The organism is Clostridioides sp. ES-S-0006-03 (assembly GCF_020662275.1).
In the GTDB taxonomy this organism is placed as follows: domain Bacteria; phylum Bacillota; class Clostridia; order Peptostreptococcales; family Peptostreptococcaceae; genus Clostridioides.
Window position 1 is genome coordinate 67,423 of record NZ_JADGMM010000010.1, and the last position, 15,527, is coordinate 82,949.

Genomic DNA, 15,527 nt, shown 5'->3' on the forward strand with positions numbered 1-15,527 from the left:
ATATCTAATTAATGTTTTCCTAAGATTGAATTGGAAGTAATACAATAAAAATAATCCTATCATTTTCACTTTGAGCCAAAATTTCTCCACCATGTAAAAGAATAATTTCATTGGCAATAGAAAGCCCAAGACCTGCACCACCACTGTCCGATTTACGAGCATCATCTAAACGGTTAAATTTTTCAAAAATTGTAGATAATTGTTCTGGTGGAATAGTATGTCCTTGGTTTTCAAATTTAATTTTAATCTTATCCTGTTCCTTTTGAACGTAAATAAGAATTTCTGTATTAGGATAACTGTATGCAACAGCATTTTTGAGCATGTTGTTAAACACTCTAGCTAGTTTCTCAGAATCAGCATAAACCATCAAATTCTCATTTGCGTTGAGTATAACAGAATTTCCTTTAGCAGATAATACAGGATAAAACTCATCAATGAGTTGCACAAGCATATAGTATAAATCTACATTTGTTTTTGTTAGTTGAATTTGCTGTGTATTGTACCTTGTGATTTCAAAAAATTCATCAATAAGCTTTTCCAGACGCATAGACTTCTTCAAAGCAATTCCAACATATTTTGCTTTCTGTTCTATAGGCATGTCAGGTGCTTCATCCAGCAGACTTAAATAACCTATTACAGAGGTAAGAGGTGTGCGAATATCATGAGCTAAATACATGACTAATTCATTCTTTTTGTTTTCAGCTTCTTTTACAGCTTGCTGGCTAAGTAGAACAGCCATTTTTATTTGGTTCATCTGCTTTTCCATATCTTTGAGTGGTTCAGATAATTCAATGGTGCTGTCATTTAGTTGATATATTACTTTAGTGGCATTCATGACTTCCTGCAAATATCCCCATGGTTTTTTCCAGTAATGATAAAAAATACAGAAAAAACCTATAATCAAATATAGAAAATAAATTAAGTCAATTCTAAGATGTAGCCACGGAAAAAATGTGTTTGAAAATCTACTGAATCCATAATCGAATAATATTACCAAAATATACCCAGCTAAGGTATATATAATTAAGCTTATAAATAGTTTCATACGTAATTTCTTTTCTGTACCAATATTTGTCATTGCTATCACCTCCATATCTATACATTTATTAATTGGATAACAGAAGAACTGTCATCAGTGCTAAAAAAAGAACTGCAAAGATTCCAGCTAGAGTTGAAATTACTATATCTGTTTTTTGCTTATCTTTTAGTATTTTCAGCAGTAATGCATATAGACCAATACCAATTATTCCACCAAACATATTGGTGATTAAGTCTGTAATATCTGTACTTCCGATAGCAAGAATATACTGAATCATTTCAAGGATAAAACTGCTTCCAAAAATAATAAGAACTTTATTTTGTAGTTTCATTCTTGATGACAACATGGAAAGTAAAACTCCGAAAGGAATAAAAATTAAAATATTATCTCTCACTTCCTCAAAATGAAACTGTTCTCCAACAGAAGTAGAGTAATGAAATGGAATCAAGTTGATACTCCTTGTGTAACCTATATCGCTTATTCTGAATTGTAGTTTAAACAATATAATCCATACTAATAAAATTAAATAAAGTATGAATAATACACAACTAATTATTTTTAAATGTTTCTTTTTTTTATTCATAGCGTAATTTTTCCTCTCCTCATAGTGAGTTGTAGTTAAATTTTATAACCGACTCCCCATATAGTTTTGATATATTTAGGTTTTTCAATAGTATCACCCATTTTTTCACGCAAATGTCGTATATGAACAGTGATTGTATTGTTACTTTTGCTATAATACTCATCTTGCCATATTTTATAAAATAATTCCTCTGAACTAACAACAGTTCCCTTGTTCTGTAGCAAAATACAAAGTATGGAATACTCCGTTGGTGTAAGTGAAATAGGATTTCCGTCAATTAGACAATCATATGTCTTAGTATTAATTTCTAAACCTAAATAACATAAAACAGAACTTGTATCAGATTCTTCTTGTATAGGATTGTATTTTTTATATCTACGCAGCTGTGCCTTTACTCTAGCAATTAATTCAAGGGGACGAAAAGGTTTTGTGACATAATCGTCAGCTCCTAAAGTTAATCCTGTGATTTTGTCAGTTTCCTCATCTTTTGCAGTTAGCATAATAACTGGAAAATTGTACTTCTCACGTATTTTTCGACAAATATCAAATCCATTTACATCAGGCATCATAATATCCAAAATAGCAAGGTCAAGCTCTGTATTTTCTATACAAGCAAGAGCTTCCTTAGCTGAATAATACTTAAATACGATATAGTTTTCATTTTGCAGATAGACCTCTATTAAGTCCGCTATATCATGTTCATCATCTACTACAAGAATTTTATCATTCATAACTGTTTTCCTCCTTTCGCGCATATACAAGATATTTTATTATTGTATCAAAAGAATCTTTACTATTTATGATTTCCTGCATAAGAAATTATTAAGAATTTCCTAACTCTACAACTTTTTACGATTATCTTTCGGTTTTTCTGCTTCTTTTTATATCCACCAGATACGACTAAAATGTATAATACTTGGTATTCATTTTCTTTACAAAGTTTTTGTACCCTGCGCTCTGAAATCCTCCGAGAAAAGGAGTACCATTTTCACAGTACTCCTTTGATTCTCCATCTTTATTTCGTTGTATCCTCACACTCTATATCAACACCACAGAAACATTGATATAGTTTTTAATGACCTTATTTCTGATTTTATCAGCATCACCTGTGAAGACGATATACTTGCAAAATTGCCTAAAACATAGAATTTCTACATATCAACTCGTTGTATCAATACTGCAGTCTCGCAATATAGAGTTTCTTGAAACGTTAAAACTATTGCATATTTCTTGAAACTATCTAACCTATCTTATTTTTACAGTAATTGAAACTACTGCACTGTATAATACTATATTAAACTTTTTAATAAAAAACAAGTTATTTTGAAACGGTGGCAAAATGGTGGCAAAACATAATTTGCCACCATTTTTTATTCCTCATCTTTTAAGTTTCTAAACTCTTCTTTGTAATCTTTTTAATACTGTAAATGTAGTAGTATCTTTCCATTTATATTTTTCTTCCATAGCTTCAACAATTTCTCTTGATGTTAATATTCTATCTGATTCCCAAATATATCTCATAACTTTTAACTCTGCTTCTGGTAATTTACTAATTTTCATATTATATACCCCTCCATTACCAACTTATGTATAAATAAATTCTATCTCAATAAAGTTTTCAAAACAAGAGAATTTATCCAAATACTCTCATCCAAAATTTACCATATTATTCTTTTAAGTTTTTATAATACTCTTCTAGTGAATCTAACTTTTCTTTACTTACGGTTTTATGTGTAGTAGTAAGTGAACGCATTATTTTTCTACTTTTACTAGATTTTAGTACTTTTTTCTTAAAAGCGTAATATTCTTTGTTATCTATTATTATTTTATAATGAGATTGAAACTTTATAATATCTCTAACCAAATAACCTTTGTCAACCAATCTTTTTAGTAGTGTTTTTATTGTACTTTTATGCCATACATACATCTGTTTTATATCTTTTACAATTTCTTTTTTAGACATTTCAGAATCTTTTTTCCATAAATACTCCATTACTATTAGTTCGGCTCTTAATAATTTTTCTATTAACATTTCTTCTTCCATCTTAATGTCGCTCCCTCGTTCAGTCTAACTTAAACTAATAATAGAAGCTTTTTAATACAAAAACTACAGGTAAAATTTTACATATATTCTACTATTTTAGTTTGTTTTTATATATAAAAAATACTATTCATATTTATAAACTTATTCAATTTTCAAACACATATGTTGAATAATAACTAATTACATTGTATTATTAAATTGTAGAATAAAACTAAATAGGCAAAACTAGAGAAATTTAGTGACGCAAAGCTATAGGGGCTAAGACTTGTAAAATATCTTATAAGTTATGTCAGCCAGTTGCCAAAAAGATATTGTTCTTTTTGTTTTTATGAAAGTTTTTTAGGGGGATAATAATATATGTTTAGAGATAAAATGGATAGATGTACACACATGTTGACTGCATATATTGGTAGTTCATATGATTATTGTGATTTTATAGATACACAGTTAGATGATTTTATATTAGAGTATGGAGAAAATGTAGTAGAAAATTGCTTACATCAAGTGATGGTATTGGTAAGTAAGTATAATTAAATAGATTTTGTTTTCTAGAGAACCCTTTTTAGTTTTATCTACATTTCTATTAATATATACCAATATAAAACGCTCAAATATATTTTTAATATTAAGAATAACCAAAAATGTTAACTAAAAAATATAATTAAGTAGACATTTCTATTAATCTATGATACAATAGTATTTGTGTTAATACACAATTAAATCAAGTATATCTTGATATAGGTTAATAGGAGTATTTTTAATGAATAATGGAATAGTGAAATGGTTTAATAATGAAAAAGGATTTGGTTTTATATCAATAGAAGGTGGAGATGATGTATTTGCTCATTTCTCAGCTATACAAACTTCAGGATTTAAATCATTAGAAGAAGGTCAACAAGTAAGCTTTGATATAGTTAAAGGTGCTAGAGGTCCTCAAGCAGAAAATATAACTATATTATAATATATAGATTTTTCGGGAAAGACTCTTTTAGGGTCTTTTTTTATTGCTAGTATATATAAGATAATTATTGATGAAAAAAACAAGGTTATTTGGAGAAATGAAAAAAGCACTCCCCAACATGAGAGTGCTTAATTGCAGCTATAGAAGTGTATTGGTAGTACACTTCTATTTTTTTTATTATATCACATAAAAGTAACTGTATTAATAAAATTTACATTTTACAGACACAGTTACTTTAATTTAATCTATTTATCTTCCTCTTTTAATGTCGGATTTAAAAATACTGCACCATGATTGTATTGCTTGTCCTCAACAATTACATAAACACGATTTGTATTTCTTGAGGATGTTATTTTAAGTTCTAAATTAATATTATCAGTTGGCAACACTTCAACTTCATAATTATCTACATTGTTGTTTGTGATATTATTGAATGTATTACCATGGCGTTCAAAAAAAACCTCGCCAACTATTACAAAATATACATCTTCTTTTTTACTATTTTCAACCTCTATAGTATTTTGTTGAGTTATATTTAGTCTCATTTTGTGACTCCTCACTAGATTAATATTTTTTATTATCTGTGTGTATGTGTATAATTATGTATCTCATTAATATGAGTAATTATTGCTTTATTGTTTTCTTCGCAAGATAGAGGTTTAAAAACAACAATCTCTGCTAAAAAACTTCTTGGATTTTTGGTAACTAAAGTAGCATTACAAATAAAGCTATAATTCATCCCAGCTACAATTTGAGTAGAAACAATAAGCGGTTCATAATCAACACCTTTTAACATTCCTATAGCCTCGTTAAATATTTCTAAATTTTCTTTTTCTACTACTTTAAAATCTGACCATCCACCACACAAAGTATTCATAAAAAACCTCCTAATATGTATATTCGACTTATATTCATAATAATATTAATATTCATAATTTTCAATACTTTTGTATAACTAGTCATTGAAAAGGCATAAGTGGACAAATAGATGCTATTTATATAAAAAAACAACAAAAATATTTATATTTTTTATTTGATGAATTACTTACAAGAACTCTAATATATGTAATATTTTTATATTTACCCTCATATAGGAAACACTCTCATTATAAATGTAAAATATTATGTTATTTTCTTAAGTATAAAATAACAACAGTTAATTAATCTGTAGTTATTTTGTACTTGCAATTCCCAAACAATCTAAATATCGCTTGTTAGTTTCTGATTCTAATTTACGTATTAAATATGAACCTTGAAGCGCAAAAATTTGTTTACCTGCAAGTGGTTCTAGAGTAAAAGTCCCATATGATTTAAACATAGTTTCACACCCTGCTGTTATCGTTTTTCCTTTTTTGGTTAAAAAAGTTATTTTTCCGATTGTTCTAGTTGGTGAATTAGGATACGGTTCTCCACCTTCATATAATCCTACTGAACCACTTATCTTAATTATATAGTCATCAGCATCTAAAACCATAGATGTTTCATTTCCTCCTAATGCTTCTCCGTGTACTGGCGTCTTATATTTTCCATCATATACAAATTGTATAGAATCAGCTATATAAGCTCCTCTAAGTATAATTTTTGTTACTCTATTTTTATTTTTAGCAAATTGGGTATCATCAAAAGTTTTAAATTCACAATATTTACTACACATTTCTTCTAACGGTACTTCTTTTTCCTCTAGAAAGTCAATTACATAGTCTACATGTTTTTTTGCAACCAAATTAAAATAATAATAATCTGTCTTTTCTTTATTAGAAGATTTTATAAATTCATTTTTCCATTTATTCTTATCAAATTTATCTAAAGAACTATATCCTAAAGCTTTTATTGCTTTTTCCCATGCATCTGACTGGTCATCTTTTCTAGTTATTATTACTTTTGTAACTTCTGTTTTCTGATTTTCTGTTAAACTCTCATATTGATTTAGACTAAAATCAGTACCATTCTTAATACACTTTAGTGCATATACCATTTGACAAAATGCTTTAAAGAAATTATCTTGATTATTTTTTTGTATCTTCACTTTATCATCAGTACAACTCCAATTTGGAATATATCTGTAATTAAGATATCCATAATCTGGTATATGACCCATTCTTCCATGCCCAAGATATGCAATTCCTTCATATCCACCAACATCAGGAGTTCCTGTGAAATTAATAGAATGCCAACCATTATTACGATACTCTTCTGCTTTAGTCCATTTAGTTTCTTCTATGTGTTTGCTCTCTTCAGCAATAAATTCTTTAACATCATTAATATACCATTCTGGCTTACCAATAAAATACATATGTGCCCATGTATCAGCAAGTACATGCATTCTCATACCAATAAATTGTAACTTATATTCTTCAGTATTATGAAAATAGATTAGGTCATTTATAATAGCTGACACAGTTTCACTATTTAGCAAACACATCAATCTAAATTTCTGTTCATCTCCATCTTTAAACTTCCAGTTTGTTGTAAGACCTTTGCTTTCCTTAACACCATTATAGTTGTATTGTTCATTTAAATTCCCAGGTAAAAAATGAAATGGTATCCACACTATCTTTATTTAATTCAAACTGTCAATATTCCATTTATAACCCCATGAAGTAAAATCTGCATAATATTTTTCAAATTCTGAATTAGTCTGTATTGTAGGAAATGTAAAGTTTACATCATCAAGAATCATACTTTTACTCGATTCATCTACATATTGTGCAGCATAAGCGATTGTATTTGACTCATTATCATCATAACCTGTTATCTTGGCTGCAAGATATGTCCCATAATAATGAAAATCTAAATTCATAAAATCACCTCTTAATTTTATTTTTAAAAATAAATCTATGTAAATTTATTTATATAGATTTACCTTCAACAATATACAAAATATTATAAATATTAAATATTTTTTTGCATAACTGGTCATTAAAAGCGTATAAATAGCCAAAAACATATTCTTATAATTTTAATAAATACATTTATAATAAAAGCAGATAAAAAGAACTTTGATATACATTCTTTTTATCCTCACACATGTTTAAATAAATATTTAAAACTTACAATATTTCTTTTACAAACTCTCTAGCCTTATCCATTGTAGACCACACATCATTGTCATATATCTGAGTAAACTTTTCTCCTGTGGTCTTACTCATTTCTTTCATCTTATTGCAAGTTACTCCACCAATTACATGCAAATTTTGTGTTTGATGCGGCTTATAGTCTTTTATGTCTACTACTAAATAACTTTCTTTTGACCTCTTGTAATATAGTCCTAAGATGTCTGCTGATACCTTATCATCACCACTGTACACTATTGTGTGTTTATACATTTTGCCCACCTCTACATTATTTATAGTTTTATTCAATACGCCTTCTACAATTAATTTGGCCATTCCTTCATCCCCAAGTTTCTTAGCCTTCTCATAATCCTCTTTATTGTCACAGAAGAAACTTTCAATTAATATGGCTGTAGGCTTGGAGCTATTTAAAATATATAATCCTTTGTCTAATTTAGCACCTCTATTTTTGAATACTGTGCCTAGTTTCTTACATATTCTAGTTGCATACTCTAGACCTTTATTACTATAATATAGCACCTCTGAACCTTTTCCTTGACCATCACTTGCATTTAGATGTAACTCTATGAGTAAGTCATATCCCACATTTTATACGACTTTTCTTCTGTTTTAGTTTTAAACTGCTTTTCGGGGCAGATTATTACATCCACCTTATGTCCTTCTTTTCTGAATGTATCTGCTAATACTGGTGCAAGAGATTTATTATATTGATACTCGTTAACTACTCCATCAGCAGAAGTACATGCGCCACTTTTTAAAATACTGTGTCCTACTGTAATACATATTTTCATTATTTATTTTCCTCCTAAAGATATTCCTTTCTGTATTGCAAATATAAAGAACCCTACAAGTGTTGTAATCATTGTCCCAATCAACCACTTTAACATACTTGTAAGTGAGTTTAAGTTCTCACACAATGCTTTTAACTCTGCTTTAGATTCTATATTCGCTATCTTTAATTCGTCTATTTCTTCACCATGTTTATTTATTCTTGTTTCATGTCTTTTTAAATCTGCGTTGAAAAGTTCTTCATTCATGTAAGCCTCTTTATTTTTTATATAAAAAAAAGACTTAGGTTTAATTAAGTCCTTTTTTAATATCACTGGTTCTTCATTGCTTAAATTGACTGGCATATCTTTATTACTAGTTCTTTAGTTGCTAGATTTATAGACTCTATATACTACTTACTTATGTGATATTTATGGTAAAAAAGAAATGGAGAAAAGAAATAAGAAAAATTTATGCTAGTTAAAATACAATGAACAATTCAAATATATATTTTTTAGAATATATTTAATTGATCTAATATAGTTAGAGTATTTAATTTTGAGAGGAGAAAAAATTATGAAAGGTGGAATAAGAAAACGTGGTGAAAAATGGTATTATTACTTTGACTTAGGGACTATTAATGGTAAAAGAAAAAAGATAGAAAGAGTTGGTGGCAAAACTAAAAAAGAAGCCGAAAAAGCGTTAAGAGATGCTCTAAGCGAGTTTGAAAATGAAGGTCAATTATTTCAGATAATGAAATGAGCTTCTCTGACTTCTTAGATTTTTGGTACAAAGAATATGTTTTATTAAATTGTAAATATGGTACACAAAAAAACTATGGAAAAATTATAAAAAATCATTTAAAACAGGATTTAGGAAAATACAAACTAAAAAATCTTAATCCTGCTAAATTGCAGAAATTTTTAAATGATAAGTCAAAATTTGGTCTTAGCAAAAATTCTATCAATAATTTTTATGTTGTTTTAAGTGGAGCTCTAAAATCAGCCGTATATCCATTTAAATTTATAAAAGAAAATCCTATGCAATACGTACATATGCCTAAAATGCAAGAAAATAAAAAAAATGATTTAAAAATTATAAGTTTAAAAGATTTTAATAAAATCTTAGAAAGATTCCCACAAGGCTCTAGTTTCTACATTCCTTTACAAATAGCATTTAATACTGGAATGCGTGGTGGCGAAGTAATGGGTGAGCATGTAACAACAAACAGTTTAAAATATTTGAGCAGAGTCGTGAATTACGAACTTGGTATAGATTTTAATTTTCATAGTTTAAGACATACACATGCTACTATGTTATTAGAAAATGGTGCTAATATAAAAGATATACAGCATAGATTAGGGCATGCTAAAATATCAACAACTATGGACACATATTCACATGTAACTAACAACATGAGAAACCAAACAGTAAATATTTTTGAAAGCATTGTAGAGTAAATTTGCCACCGAAAAATAATTACGGTGGCAAATCGGTGGCAAATACACCTTTATAACATCATTCAAACAGCTAGAACCCTGTTATTCTCTAATAAGTTTAACTACAGTCTCGCAATGTGGAGTATTTGGGAACATATCCATACACTTGACCAATTTAATCTCATAACCATAACTCTTAAAATCAACCAAATCAACAACCAAAGACTTAGGATTACAAGAAATATAAACAATCTCCTCCGCACCAAATCCACAAATATCCCTAATAGCATCCTTATGAATCCCTGGTCTAGGAGGGTCAACAATAATTAAATCAGGCTTATCCTTTAAATCTTTAACAACCTTAGCAACATCTCCAGCAATAAACTCACAATTAGTAAGTCCATTTAACTTGGCATTCTCATTAGCCGCAGCAACAGCTTCCTCAACTATTTCAATACCATACACCTTCTTAGCTGCACCAGCCATAACCTGTCCAATAGACCCAGTACCACTATATAAATCAAATACAACCTTATCATTGTAATTTCCAATAAAATCTCTAGCAATACTATAAAGAACCTCTGCTCCTTTAGTATTGGTTTGGAAAAATGAAAATGGAGAAATCTTAAATTTAAGCCCTAAAATTTCCTCTTGTATATAATCTCTTCCATATAAAACTCTTAACTCATCACATTGAACAGCATCTGCTAGACCATCATTAATAGTGTGAAGTACACCTACCAACTCAGCTTTTAAATTAAGTTCTAAAAGCATGTCCTTAAATTCATTCATATTAAAATCTTCCTGAGAAGAAGTAACTATATTAACCATAATCTCATTAGTATAAATCCCTTTTCTAACTACAAGATGTCTTAAATATCCCTTGTGATTCATTGTTCTATAATAAGGAAGATTTTTTTCATTGAAAAATTCTACACTAGATACTAATACTTTTGAGAAGTCTTCATCAACTAACATACATTCTTCAACAGTTTGTATATCTATATGCTTTCCTTTTTTATGAAGTCCTAATGTTAAAGGTCCATTTTTTACTTCATCTCCAAAAGTATATTCCATTTTATTTCTATAGTACTTGTTTTCAGGACTTCCTTCTATTCCCAAAAACTGAAACCCAAATAAGTCTTGCTTTAAAAACAAATCCATAACTTGTTTTTCTTTTATTTCTAATTGCTTTTCATATGGCACTGATAGTAATGTACATCCTCCACACTCTCTAAAGTGCTTACAAGGTATTTCAGTTTCAAGTGGTGAATGTTCAAGCAACTCCATCATCTTAACTTCTGCTTTTTTGCTTCTAACTTTTTTAACAGCAGCTTTTACCTTTTGACCACTTATTCCGCCCTTCATATGGATAACTCTATCTCCAACTTGGCTTAAGGATGTGCCTCCAAACTCCATTTTATCTACTTCAAATTCTATAATATCCTTTTTCTTCACAAATTCTCCTCCAATTTACTATAGTATCTTTATTATCTTTCTTCAATCAACTTTACTTCTTCATCTGTTAACTCTCTATATTCGCCTAACTCTAAACTTTCATCCAACTTTAAATTACCCATAGACAATCTTTTTAAGTATACTACTTTTTTATCTACGCTTTCAAACATTCTTTTAACTTGGTGAAATTTACCTTCATGTATTGTAAGTTCTATCTCTGATTCCTCATCACTCTTTAATATTTTTAACTGAGATGCCATAGTTTTGTACCCATCATCAAGTACTACTCCTTCTGCAAAAGCTTCTACATCTTTTTCAGTCACTATCCCATCAATTTTTGCATAATAAGTCTTAGGCACATGCTTCTTAGGCGATAAAACTCTGTGAGAAAGCTTCCCATCATTAGTTAGAACTAACAATCCCTCTGTGTCTTTGTCTAATCTTCCAACAGGGAATGGCTCAAATGCTAAGTATGATACATCAATCAAATCTAAAACTGTTGGGTCGTATTTATCTGTAGTTGCTGATATATATCCATCTGGTTTATTCATCATTAAATATATATATTCTCTATAGAAAACTTCTTCTCCATTGAATAATATTTCATCGTTTTCAGTATCCACTTGAGTCCCTGGGTTTGAAACTTCACTTCCATTTACTACTACAGAACCTTGCTTACAATATTTCTTTATCTCACTTCTACTTCCATAACCTAAGTTTGAAAGAATTTTATCTATACGTTGCTTCTTAGCCATTAAAAATGTTCTCCATTCTCATAATATTTTTCTTTTTCAAATAATGTAAATGCTAAATCCATACTTTCAACATCTAAATTATTTCTTATACTATCAGTTATTATTCTTGCTACTGTATCTTGTACTTCTTGTCCTCTATCAAACCATGCTATCTCAACAAAAGGATACACTTCTGCTATTTTACCATCTCTTATTGCAACTGATTTTATACATTCTATCTCAAAGTAATCTCTTGGACATTTTACAGCTTCAACTAAAGCATCTATCATTTTTTCACTTATTTTACATATATCATTTTCATGAATTCCTCTTATCTTTATCTGTGGCATATTGACTCCTTTATTTAACCCTTCTTTATTTTAATTCTTCCTAAATTGTTGCTATTCTTTATTATTCTGCCTAATCCTATTATCTTCTATTTAACATTATACTTGTAATTTATAGTTATTACAATTTACTATGTACTTTTTTTGATTTAACGTTATAATATAAGTGATGGGTAAATTTTAAAAGTTAATAGGAGGAGTTTAAAATGGCATTAATTAATACAAAAGAAATGTTTAAAAAAGCTTACGAAGGTGGATTTGCTATAGGTGCATTTAACATAAGTGACTTAGAACAATTACAAGGTGTTTTAAAAGCTGCTAAAGCTAAAAATTCTTATGTTATGATACAAGCTTCTATGTCAGCTGTTAAATATGCTGGACCTCATACTTTAGTTGAGATGGTTAAAGCTGCTTCTGATGAAATAGGTGTAGATGTAGCTCTTCACTTAGATCATGGTCCAAATATGGATGCTATTAAAACTTGTATTGATGCTGGTTTCTCTTCAGTTATGATAGATGGATCTCATTTTGACTTTGAAGAAAATGTTAAAATAACTAAAGAAGCTGTTGAATATGCACACTCTAAAGGTGTTGTTGTTGAAGCAGAACTTGGTGTTTTAGCTGGAACAGAAGATGATGTTACTTCTGATGTTCATAAATATACTCAACCTGCTGAAGCAGTTGAATTTGTTGAAAGAACAGGAGTTGATTCATTAGCAATAGCTATAGGAACTTCTCATGGTGCTTTCAAATTCAAAGGAGAAGCTAAATTAAGATTCGATATACTAGAAGAAATCCAAAACAAATTACCAGGTTTCCCAATAGTTCTTCATGGTGCATCTGCTGTTGACCAAAACGCTGTTGCTACATGTAATGAATTTGGTGGAAATATAGCTGGAGCTAAAGGTGTACCTGTAGACATGTTAAGAAAAGCATCTTCTATGGCTGTTTGTAAAATAAACATGGATACTGACTTAAGACTAGCTATGACTGCTGCTGTTAGAAAATTCTTAGCTGAAAATCCAAAAGAATTTGACCCAAGAAAATACATTGGCGCTGGTAGAGATGCTATACAAGCTGTAGTTGAAAGTAAAATAGATGATGTTTTAGGTTCTGCTAACTCTATAAACTAATATAACTTTTAAATATTTATAAAAGAAAAGAGATGACTTAGAGTAATTAAATTTATTTCTAAGCCATCTCTTTTAAGTTGTATATAGGTTATGTATTTAAAAATATATTTTTTTATAAAATTAATTAATATAGCATATAATTATCTACTAAACACGAATATATCCGCTTTTTATCTTTCTATGTATTGTGGAAGGATATATGCCTATCACTTCGGCTGCCTTTGTTATTGACCCATATTTATTTATAGCCTTACTTATCATTATTTGGTCTACCATTTTATATGCATCATTCAGATTCATAATTCCATTTACCACTATTGGTGATAAATCATTTGATTCGTTATCAATCATATCCAGATTTATAAGCATATTAAATTCATCTTCTCCAATTACGTTTTTGGCTGATAATACTACAAATCTTTCAATAATATTTTTTAACTCTCTTATATTTCCTGGCCAAGAGTATTCTTCCAATAATTCAATAACCTTAGGTGAAACTTCTACTTCTCTATTGTACTTATCATTATAAAGTTTTAGGAAGTAGTCCACTAATGGAACTATATCTTCTTTTCTCTCTCTAAGTGGTGGTATCTTTACTGGAATAACACTCAATCTATAGTATAAATCTTGTCTAAATTTAAGGTTGTTTCTAAGGTCCTCATGAGAAATATTAGTGGCACTTATATATCTAACATCTATCTTTATAGGTTTACTCCCACCAATTCTAGTAATTGTGTTTTCTTGTATAACTCTAAGTAATTTTTTTTGCATTTGCATTGGCAATTCACCTATTTCATCCAAGAATATAGTTCCACCATTTGCTTCTTCAAAAAGTCCTTTTTTACCCTTTTTCTTAGCTCCAGTAAAAGAACCTTCTTCATATCCAAAAAACTCTGATTCTAATAATTCATTTGGTATAGCCCCACAGTTTATAGCTATAAAAGGCTTTTCCCTTCTTGAACTATACTTATATATTGTCCTAGCTATAATTTCTTTTCCTACGCCTGATTCTCCATTTATAAATATAGAAGAATCTGATGCTGCAGCTCTTTTGACAACTTTTTTTATATTGTCCATAGTCTTACTTTGGCTTATATACTCTGTATCTTCTGATACATCACTATATCTTATCTGAGATTCAAGTTTAATAACCCTTGATATATCTCTTCCTGTAAGTACTCCTCCTGTAAGTTTTCCTTTTGAGTCCCATATTGGAACGGCTGTATAAGCGATAAGCTTTCCATCAGGATAAACAATATTTCTATAAATCTTTTTCTTTACCTTAAGCATATTTAATATTATTGGTTCTTCAACTAACCCCTGTCTGACAAGATCTGTTATATTTCTACCAAGTACTTCAGTTCTTTTAAAAGGTAAAATCTCATCACTGACAGTATTCATCTTTTCAATTACTCCATCTTTGTTAAATACAACGACAACTTCATCTATATGTTCTATTATATCCTCAACTATTTTGTCAGATATTACAGACTTCTCAAATAAATAAACTATGTTATTTTCATTATCATTATCTTTCATATTATAAATATGTGCAGTCATTCTTAATTCTCTAAAAGCTATTTTCTTTTTATTATTCACCAGTATATCTTTTTTGTCAAAATTTGAATCTAATTCATTTATATTTTTAGGTCTTTTTATATCGAGAAAGCTAAAAATATTATCTATTAGATGATTACAGTATATTATTTCGCCTGACTCTTTGCATAAAATAACTGGATTTTCTACATGTTCTATAAGCCCTATCAAATTATTATCCATCAATATTCGCACCTTTCATTAAGTAATTTATTGAACTACATACAAAATTTATTGTTTGCTTACAATAAATACTATTAGCACATACAACCAACTCCTTATTTGTCTTTTTTTAATATCTTGCTTCATTAAAATACAACTTACAGATAATTTTAATGGTCATAGTTTGTT

Annotated in this window: 18 protein-coding genes, 2 pseudogenes and 1 riboswitch; of the genes and pseudogenes, 5 read left to right on the forward strand and 15 right to left on the reverse strand. The window is 28.9% G+C overall.

Annotation, left to right across the window (positions count from 1 at the left end; all coding sequences use genetic code 11):
- Positions 1–19 precede the first annotated feature (19 nt).
- From IR151_RS13970 to IR151_RS13990, 5 genes are all read right to left on the reverse strand, one after another.
- Positions 20–1,078, reverse strand: a complete 1,059-nt coding sequence (locus tag IR151_RS13970) for a sensor histidine kinase (RefSeq protein ID WP_227435390.1) — start codon at positions 1,076–1,078, stop codon at positions 20–22.
- A 28-nt stretch (positions 1,079–1,106) separates the two neighbouring features.
- The gene (locus IR151_RS13975) at positions 1,107–1,622 is read right to left on the reverse strand and encodes a VanZ family protein (RefSeq protein ID WP_227435392.1); all 516 of its coding nucleotides are present in this window, start codon (positions 1,620–1,622) and stop codon (positions 1,107–1,109) included.
- A gap of 35 nt (positions 1,623–1,657) precedes the next feature.
- Positions 1,658–2,353 (reverse strand): VanR-ABDEGLN family response regulator transcription factor, encoded by a 696-nt coding sequence (gene vanR, locus IR151_RS13980; protein ID WP_227435395.1) that lies wholly within the window; start codon positions 2,351–2,353, stop codon positions 1,658–1,660.
- Positions 2,354–3,014: 661 nt separating this feature from the next.
- Positions 3,015–3,182: a BlaI/MecI/CopY family transcriptional regulator gene (locus tag IR151_RS13985; RefSeq protein WP_227435400.1), complete on the reverse strand. Its 168-nt coding sequence runs from the start codon at positions 3,180–3,182 to the stop codon at positions 3,015–3,017.
- Between the two features lie 106 nt (positions 3,183–3,288).
- The gene (locus IR151_RS13990) at positions 3,289–3,666 is read right to left on the reverse strand and encodes a BlaI/MecI/CopY family transcriptional regulator (protein ID WP_227435410.1); all 378 of its coding nucleotides are present in this window, start codon (positions 3,664–3,666) and stop codon (positions 3,289–3,291) included.
- Positions 3,667–3,874: 208 nt separating this feature from the next.
- Positions 3,875–3,971: riboswitch (cyclic di-GMP riboswitch) on the forward strand.
- Between the two features lie 52 nt (positions 3,972–4,023).
- On the opposite strand from IR151_RS13990, the gene IR151_RS13995 reads away from it, so the two are divergent.
- Positions 4,024–4,200, forward strand: coding sequence for a hypothetical protein (locus IR151_RS13995; RefSeq protein WP_227435413.1), 177 nt, complete (start codon positions 4,024–4,026; stop codon positions 4,198–4,200).
- A 226-nt stretch (positions 4,201–4,426) separates the two neighbouring features.
- Complete coding sequence (locus IR151_RS14000; RefSeq protein ID WP_021384215.1) at positions 4,427–4,627, forward strand: cold-shock protein; 201 nt, start codon at positions 4,427–4,429, stop codon at positions 4,625–4,627.
- Positions 4,628–4,872: 245 nt separating this feature from the next.
- Here IR151_RS14000 and IR151_RS14005 read toward each other — a convergent pair whose 3' ends face one another.
- From IR151_RS14005 to IR151_RS14035, 6 genes and pseudogenes are all read right to left on the reverse strand, one after another.
- Positions 4,873–5,172, reverse strand: coding sequence for a hypothetical protein (locus tag IR151_RS14005; protein WP_227435422.1), 300 nt, complete (start codon positions 5,170–5,172; stop codon positions 4,873–4,875).
- A gap of 32 nt (positions 5,173–5,204) precedes the next feature.
- Positions 5,205–5,504, reverse strand: coding sequence for a hypothetical protein (locus IR151_RS14010; protein ID WP_219674377.1), 300 nt, complete (start codon positions 5,502–5,504; stop codon positions 5,205–5,207).
- 294 nt (positions 5,505–5,798) lie between these two features.
- The gene (locus IR151_RS20500; RefSeq protein WP_413926650.1) at positions 5,799–6,281 is read right to left on the reverse strand and encodes a jacalin-like lectin; all 483 of its coding nucleotides are present in this window, start codon (positions 6,279–6,281) and stop codon (positions 5,799–5,801) included.
- A gap of 45 nt (positions 6,282–6,326) precedes the next feature.
- Positions 6,327–7,427: pseudogene (locus IR151_RS20505) on the reverse strand (DUF6765 family protein); the annotation flags it as partial.
- Between the two features lie 250 nt (positions 7,428–7,677).
- Positions 7,678–8,492, reverse strand: a pseudogene (locus IR151_RS14025) (N-acetylmuramoyl-L-alanine amidase).
- A gap of 3 nt (positions 8,493–8,495) precedes the next feature.
- Positions 8,496–8,738, reverse strand: coding sequence for a hemolysin XhlA family protein (locus IR151_RS14035; RefSeq protein WP_227435432.1), 243 nt, complete (start codon positions 8,736–8,738; stop codon positions 8,496–8,498).
- Positions 8,739–9,045: 307 nt separating this feature from the next.
- On the opposite strand from IR151_RS14035, the gene IR151_RS20510 reads away from it, so the two are divergent.
- Positions 9,046–9,231: an Arm DNA-binding domain-containing protein gene (locus tag IR151_RS20510; protein WP_413926646.1), complete on the forward strand. Its 186-nt coding sequence runs from the start codon at positions 9,046–9,048 to the stop codon at positions 9,229–9,231.
- Entirely contained in the window at positions 9,228–9,929 is a 702-nt protein-coding gene (locus IR151_RS14040) for a tyrosine-type recombinase/integrase (protein ID WP_413927308.1), read from the forward strand. Before IR151_RS20510 ends, IR151_RS14040 begins: the two co-directional genes overlap by 4 nt.
- 81 nt (positions 9,930–10,010) lie before the next feature.
- On the opposite strand, the gene rlmD is transcribed toward IR151_RS14040, so the two are convergent.
- From rlmD to IR151_RS14055, 3 genes are read right to left on the reverse strand one after another with little or no spacing between them, the layout of a single operon-like run.
- Positions 10,011–11,366 carry a 23S rRNA (uracil(1939)-C(5))-methyltransferase RlmD gene (gene rlmD / locus IR151_RS14045; RefSeq protein ID WP_227435434.1) on the reverse strand — a complete coding sequence of 452 codons (1,356 nt, stop codon included), beginning with the start codon at positions 11,364–11,366 and terminating at the stop codon, positions 10,011–10,013.
- Between the two features lie 32 nt (positions 11,367–11,398).
- Entirely contained in the window at positions 11,399–12,121 is a 723-nt protein-coding gene (locus IR151_RS14050) for a pseudouridine synthase (protein WP_227435435.1), read from the reverse strand.
- The gene (locus IR151_RS14055) at positions 12,121–12,450 is read right to left on the reverse strand and encodes a DUF1904 domain-containing protein (RefSeq protein WP_227435437.1); all 330 of its coding nucleotides are present in this window, start codon (positions 12,448–12,450) and stop codon (positions 12,121–12,123) included. The genes IR151_RS14050 and IR151_RS14055 overlap by 1 nt, the downstream gene beginning before the upstream one ends.
- A 203-nt stretch (positions 12,451–12,653) precedes the next feature.
- On the opposite strand from IR151_RS14055, the gene fba reads away from it, so the two are divergent.
- Positions 12,654–13,580 carry a class II fructose-1,6-bisphosphate aldolase gene (gene fba, locus IR151_RS14060; RefSeq protein WP_227435439.1) on the forward strand — a complete coding sequence of 309 codons (927 nt, stop codon included), beginning with the start codon at positions 12,654–12,656 and terminating at the stop codon, positions 13,578–13,580.
- A gap of 147 nt (positions 13,581–13,727) precedes the next feature.
- Here the strand turns inward: fba and IR151_RS14065 are convergent, their stop codons facing one another.
- The gene (locus IR151_RS14065; RefSeq protein WP_227435441.1) at positions 13,728–15,359 is read right to left on the reverse strand and encodes a sigma-54 interaction domain-containing protein; all 1,632 of its coding nucleotides are present in this window, start codon (positions 15,357–15,359) and stop codon (positions 13,728–13,730) included.
- Positions 15,360–15,527: the final 168 nt, after the last annotated feature.

Coding starts and splice junctions, on each gene's coding strand:
- IR151_RS13970 (WP_227435390.1), bottom strand. CDS start 1,078: ATGACAAATATTGGTACAGAAAAGAAATTACGTATGAAACTATTTATA.
- IR151_RS13975 (WP_227435392.1), bottom strand. CDS start 1,622: ATGAATAAAAAAAAGAAACATTTAAAAATAATTAGTTGTGTATTATTC.
- vanR (WP_227435395.1), bottom strand. CDS start 2,353: ATGAATGATAAAATTCTTGTAGTAGATGATGAACATGATATAGCGGAC.
- IR151_RS13985 (WP_227435400.1), bottom strand. CDS start 3,182: ATGAAAATTAGTAAATTACCAGAAGCAGAGTTAAAAGTTATGAGATAT.
- IR151_RS13990 (WP_227435410.1), bottom strand. CDS start 3,666: ATGGAAGAAGAAATGTTAATAGAAAAATTATTAAGAGCCGAACTAATA.
- IR151_RS13995 (WP_227435413.1), top strand. CDS start 4,024: ATGTTTAGAGATAAAATGGATAGATGTACACACATGTTGACTGCATAT.
- IR151_RS14000 (WP_021384215.1), top strand. CDS start 4,427: ATGAATAATGGAATAGTGAAATGGTTTAATAATGAAAAAGGATTTGGT.
- IR151_RS14005 (WP_227435422.1), bottom strand. CDS start 5,172: ATGAGACTAAATATAACTCAACAAAATACTATAGAGGTTGAAAATAGT.
- IR151_RS14010 (WP_219674377.1), bottom strand. CDS start 5,504: ATGAATACTTTGTGTGGTGGATGGTCAGATTTTAAAGTAGTAGAAAAA.
- IR151_RS20500 (WP_413926650.1), bottom strand. CDS start 6,281: ATGTGTAGTAAATATTGTGAATTTAAAACTTTTGATGATACCCAATTT.
- IR151_RS14035 (WP_227435432.1), bottom strand. CDS start 8,738: ATGAATGAAGAACTTTTCAACGCAGATTTAAAAAGACATGAAACAAGA.
- IR151_RS20510 (WP_413926646.1), top strand. CDS start 9,046: ATGAAAGGTGGAATAAGAAAACGTGGTGAAAAATGGTATTATTACTTT.
- IR151_RS14040 (WP_413927308.1), top strand. CDS start 9,228: ATGAGCTTCTCTGACTTCTTAGATTTTTGGTACAAAGAATATGTTTTA.
- IR151_RS14050 (WP_227435435.1), bottom strand. CDS start 12,121: ATGGCTAAGAAGCAACGTATAGATAAAATTCTTTCAAACTTAGGTTAT.
- IR151_RS14055 (WP_227435437.1), bottom strand. CDS start 12,450: ATGCCACAGATAAAGATAAGAGGAATTCATGAAAATGATATATGTAAA.
- fba (WP_227435439.1), top strand. CDS start 12,654: ATGGCATTAATTAATACAAAAGAAATGTTTAAAAAAGCTTACGAAGGT.
- IR151_RS14065 (WP_227435441.1), bottom strand. CDS start 15,359: ATGGATAATAATTTGATAGGGCTTATAGAACATGTAGAAAATCCAGTT.